Source organism: Mesorhizobium sp. IMUNJ 23232, from assembly GCF_044326205.1.
Classification (GTDB): domain Bacteria; phylum Pseudomonadota; class Alphaproteobacteria; order Rhizobiales; family Rhizobiaceae; genus Kumtagia.
In genome coordinates this window covers 1-4712 of record NZ_JBIRCY010000138.1, presented here as the reverse complement: position 1 = coordinate 4712, position 4712 = coordinate 1, and the positions used below count along the sequence as shown (strand labels likewise).

The 4712-nt window shown below is 56.9% G+C and carries 6 protein-coding genes and 1 pseudogene; all 7 read left to right on the top strand.

Translation table 11 applies throughout. The features are described 5' to 3' along the window. Positions 1 to 175 (top strand): annotated as a pseudogene (locus ACH196_RS37725) (IS5/IS1182 family transposase); the annotation flags it as partial. Positions 176 to 234: 59 nt separating this feature from the next. Continuing rightward, a complete protein-coding gene (locus tag ACH196_RS37720) occupies positions 235 to 540 on the top strand; it encodes a helix-turn-helix transcriptional regulator (RefSeq protein WP_396651931.1) in 306 nt (101 codons plus the stop codon). Positions 541 to 744: 204 nt separating this feature from the next. Next, complete coding sequence (locus tag ACH196_RS37715; RefSeq protein WP_396651930.1) at positions 745 to 1350, top strand: hypothetical protein; 606 nt, start codon at positions 745 to 747, stop codon at positions 1348 to 1350. 22 nt (positions 1351 to 1372) lie between these two features. After that, the gene (locus ACH196_RS37710) at positions 1373 to 2740 is read left to right on the top strand and encodes a primase-helicase family protein (protein WP_396651929.1); all 1368 of its coding nucleotides are present in this window, start codon (positions 1373 to 1375) and stop codon (positions 2738 to 2740) included. Next, a complete protein-coding gene (locus ACH196_RS37705) occupies positions 2737 to 3078 on the top strand; it encodes a hypothetical protein (protein ID WP_396651928.1) in 342 nt (113 codons plus the stop codon). The genes ACH196_RS37710 and ACH196_RS37705 overlap by 4 nt, the downstream gene beginning before the upstream one ends. Before the next feature lie 421 nt (positions 3079 to 3499). Then, positions 3500 to 4231 carry a hypothetical protein gene (locus ACH196_RS37700; protein WP_396651927.1) on the top strand — a complete coding sequence of 244 codons (732 nt, stop codon included), beginning with the start codon at positions 3500 to 3502 and terminating at the stop codon, positions 4229 to 4231. A gap of 289 nt (positions 4232 to 4520) precedes the next feature. Continuing rightward, on the top strand, positions 4521 to 4712 hold a 192-nt coding region (locus tag ACH196_RS37695; protein WP_396647233.1), incomplete at its 3' end, for a transposase.

Sequence of the window (4712 nt, the reverse complement as noted above, 5' to 3'; positions counted from 1 at the left end):
CGCGCCACACGATGCCGAGAAATACAAGTGGCGAAACCTGATCGAGCGGCTGTTCAACAAGCTCAAGAACTGGCGCCGCGTCGCCACCAGATACGACAAGACAAAGGAGTCTTACCTCGGCTTCGTCACCATCGCAGCAGTCAAGCTTTGGTTACCCTTTGTCCACGAGGCCTAGGTCTCCCCAATTGGCGGCTGGCGGATTGGGGTAATCTGCCAAAAAACTAGCCGAGTTTTTTGGCAGTGATTGTTGTTGCACGCCGTAGTTTCGTGCGTAAATTCGGCGGCATCCTAATCAATCCGTCGCAAGAGGATGCCATGCAGCAAGCCGTATTGACCAGTTCGAGGCCGGCGAAGATCGCGACCGCCAACGCCCGCTTTCTGTCCGACCTTCAATTTGCCGAACGCATAGGCGTCCATCGGATCACAATTTGGCGTCGCTCTCGTGCCGAACCGGCGTTCCCGAAACCTGTCCGCCTGTCTGCCGGCTGCACCCGCTGGCGTGTGGCTGATATCGAGGCTTGGGAAGCCGCTTTGCCGTAATGGCGGAGGGTTCATCCGCCTATGCCGATGCAAAATTGCCGATAAGCATCTGATTTTATTTATGTCCGTTTAGTGGCGGAAAATTATCCCGCCATCCTACCCCACAAAACAAAGCCCGACACGCGTGCGAGGCGATGCCGGGCGAAGGAAAGTCAGATGCCCGATAGTGTACAGTAGCCGGCCCCGCGCCGCAACGGGACAGTCGTGCCCGACGCGCTCAAAGCCTTTCCGCAATTTGTCGTTTGGCGACTCGTGCAGCGCCCCGGCGAACCGAAACCGGCCAAGCTGCCGGTTAATCCCGCAACGGGCTATCCGGCAAGCGCGACCGACGCGAGTACCTGGACAGATTTTGACACCGCGTGCCGCACGTTCGCGACCGGACAGTACGAAGGCATCGGCTTCGTATTTGCCGCCGCCGATCCATTCGCCTTTATCGATCTTGACGATTGCCGCGATCCCGTAACGGGAGATTGGACGGCGTTCGCAAAGACCGTCGTACAGGCTTTCTTTCCGGGCGCGGCGTGGGAGACCAGCCAAAGCGGCAACGGGCTTCACGGCATCGCCCTTGTGAGCGACAAGGCCACTTTGGCGAACAAAGCTCGCAAGTGGACCGACGCGAGCGGCAACCGCGTCGAATTCTACACGGAAGGCCGCTTTGTTGCGTTCGGCAAATGCGATTGGTCTCGGCTCGACCTTACGACCGATCACACTGCCGCGCTTGCCGCATGGTTGCCCGATCGTGCCAGCCCGCGCCCCGGTGTGATCGAATGGACCGACGAAGCACGCCCCGACTATGCTGGGACCGGCTGACGATGACGAACTGATACGCAAGATGCTCGCAAGCAAAGGCGGCTTAGCAGCGTTAGGCGTCGCGCCACCAATAACGGCGCTTTGGAATGGCGACGCGGTAGAGTTGGGGAAGTTTTTTCCCGATGACAGCGGCAAACGTCCGTTCGATAACAGCGCCGCAGAACAAGCACTCTCTCACGCTGCCGCATTTTTTACCGGCTGCAACCCGGCTCGCATGGAACGGCTCATGTCGCGCGCGCCGCTGTGCCAACGTGACAAGTGGCAGAAGCGTGGGGATTACCGCGCCCGAACCATCGCCGCTGCGATCGCCGATCCGAACCGCAAATATCTGGACAGTAAATGGCGTCGCGAACAACGCTTGGCCGCTGATATCGTAATTGGCGATGATCTTCCAACGCCGCCATTGCCAACGTTTATGACGCTGGACGATATGCGCCGCGATCTTGTGCATGTCGGTTTTGGCTCGCAAATCGTCCATCGCCCGTCAAAGACGATCCGCAGCAAGGAAGATGCCGCGAGCGAATACGCCGCCAGTGTGACCGAACTCGACACCGGGAAGCTGGATAAGGACGGCAACCCGGTAATGAAACGCCATCAGACGCTAGAGTTGTGGCGTCGCGACGCCAGCCGCACCAGCGTTGACGTTTTGACGTGGCAACCGGAACGCCCCGAAATATCCCACGCGCTCGAAATGACCGGCGCGGGCCAACGTGCTTATAATTTATGGATACCGCCGCGATTGCTTGCCGCGCCGCCGAATTGGCAGGATTGGGCGAAACCGTTTATCGATCATGTCGCCTATCTCGTGCCGATCGAAAGCGAGCGAACACGCTTCCTGCAATGGCTCGCTCACATCCTGCAACGACCGGGAGAGTTGCCGCACACGTGCTATTTGATGATCGCCACGCGAACCGGCATCGGTCGCGGGACTTTTGCCAGCATCCTTACAGAAGTCCTTCGCGGATATGTCGCCGCCAACGCCGATGTTGGGATGCTGCTCGACAAATCCTTTAACGGGCGTCTTGCGGGTAAATTGCTCGCAACCGTTGATGAAATTCGCGAAGGCGGTTCACAGCGTTGGCAGCAACAAGAGAACTTTAAGAGCGCCGTTGTTGAGGAAGTGCGCCATATCAACCCTAAATTTGGCCGGCAACATGTCGAGCGCAATTGCTGCCGTTGGCTGCTTTTCTCCAATCATCTGGACGCGTTGCCGTTCGATAACGATGACCGCCGTGTGATCGTGATCGAAAACCCAACCGTGCCCGCACAAGACGCATGGTTTGAGTACCTTCACGGGATCATAGACAACCCGACTTTATCGGCAGTGTGCAGCATTACCTTGCGACGCTGGACCTATCGACGTTCAAGCCGGGCGATCGTGCGCCCATGAACGCCGCGAAGGCGAAAGCGCTCGCGAAGATGGAAAGCCCCGCCGACGCCGCAGCACGCCAGTTTGCAGCCACATGGCCGGCTGATCTTGCCACCACTGACGATCTGCGCGACTTCCTCGGCGACGACGCTGCCGGCTTGTCGCGCCGCGCCATAGGGCACGTAATCGAGCGCGCCGGCATGAAAACCGCCATCAACAGACGCCCGATGATCGCTGGGGTAAAGAGAACGGTCTTGATCGTTCGCGGCCAACTGTCACCGGACGATTTGGAGCGCTTTTCACTCCAATCCATCGCCGCAGCAATTGCCGACGCCAAGGCCAAATTTAAATTGCTCTAAATCGGCCCGGACATAATGGACATAATAGACACAAACTCTAGAGAGACAGGAAAATTTTCAAAATTGTAGCATTCAGTAGTATTATAATTTAGCGATTATCGCAATTTAACGTGCTACGTATTGCTACAATTTATCGTTTTTCCAGCCCTTTTAGAAGTCATGTCTATTATGTCCATTATGTCCGAACTCATGCCGGCGCTGCCCCTGTGAACGGGATGGCCGGCTTCACGGAAGCGAACAAAGATACCATCGCGATTGCAAATCAAAGCGCTTATCACGTATTGAATAAATATAGCTATCGCGATTGGTAACAATGAATGCGTAAATGTTTCCGTACATCAAATTTTATTTTGGAATATGTAAGACTCTACTTGACAAATCAGTTGGGTAGCTCGCATGAGTTGACAAAAGGAGAATTCTCATGCGACAGAACACTGAGCGAGGTGTGCTTTATCCCGGCGAGAGCGGATCGGCCTTTGTGCCGAAGGAAATACAAACCGGCGAAACCGCGCCGGCTATAACGAAACTTTTGGAGGGACTTGACCAAGTTGAAGCCGGCTTTGAGCGCAATAGCGCCACGTTCCGCGAAGAAGCGTTACCAACGGAGAACGCGAGGGTAGTTGACGCCTTTAAGCTGACGTTCAAAAACGTTCACGGCGATCTTTTAGGCGAAACGCGGGCCTATCAGGAAGCGGACGCCCGTTCGCTTTCGCCGGTCGAACGTTTTGATCCCGTCCGCGAGGCCGCATTTGTCGCAAGCCTGCGATCGCTGGCTTTGCCGGAACGAATGGCCGCTACGGTTGACCTGGACTATGCGTCAAGCAGCGCGCTGTTCCGGCACGGCGATGTAGACCGTATGGGCTTTTCCGCCGAACACGTCGCCTTGATCCGCGACGAACACCGTATCCAAGCGCGTTTGGCCCACACCGGTTTAAGCGCGAATTACGGGCGCAAACCGTCCCTTGAAAACCCTTTGGCCGTGGGTATCGACCAAAAAGCGGCTCGCGCGTCCGCCGAAGCTAGCCTGCATTTTTTCCGCCAAAGGGGTGAACGTATCGACCTCGCGTCCGGCGCTTTGCAAAGCGTGGTCACGTATCTCGCTGGCCGTGTCGGAAAACATCCTGAAACGGTATGGGCGGAATTGACGGCGTGACGGCCTTTCCGATTGGACCGCGATTGCCGGCGACGATCTATCTCCCGGCAACACCGTTGATCGACAACGGCACCTTGGCGCGTTCGTTGGGCAACGTTTCGCGGGCTGTAATTTACTTTTGGCGGACACGTCACGGACTTCCCGTCCCATGTGGCCGGCGCGGACGGCAACGACTGAGTGTCCGTCCGGGGACTTTGTGAGCGGGCAGAATCGGTTGTCGGATTTTGAGTTTCTGGTTTTGGATCGGTTGTGATTCCTTGTTCGGCATGATTCGAGAAGGAATGCGCCGATGTGGACCGCCGAGAACCGGGCTCGCTACAACCGTGATCATCTGCGTTATCCGAGCGATCTGACCGATGAGGAATGGGCGCTGATCGAACCGCTGATCCCGCCCGGCAGGCCAGGCGGCGGCAAGCGGAGCGTGAAGCTGCGCGAGGTGGTCAATGGGCTGATGTATGTGTTGTCGACCGGTTGCCAGTGG

Excerpts from the sequence above, each read along its gene's own strand:
- ACH196_RS37710 (WP_396651929.1), top strand. The coding sequence starts at position 1,373 with ATGCTCGCAAGCAAAGGCGGCTTAGCAGCGTTAGGCGTCGCGCCACCA.
- ACH196_RS37705 (WP_396651928.1), top strand. The coding sequence starts at position 2,737 with ATGAACGCCGCGAAGGCGAAAGCGCTCGCGAAGATGGAAAGCCCCGCC.
- ACH196_RS37700 (WP_396651927.1), top strand. The coding sequence starts at position 3,500 with ATGCGACAGAACACTGAGCGAGGTGTGCTTTATCCCGGCGAGAGCGGA.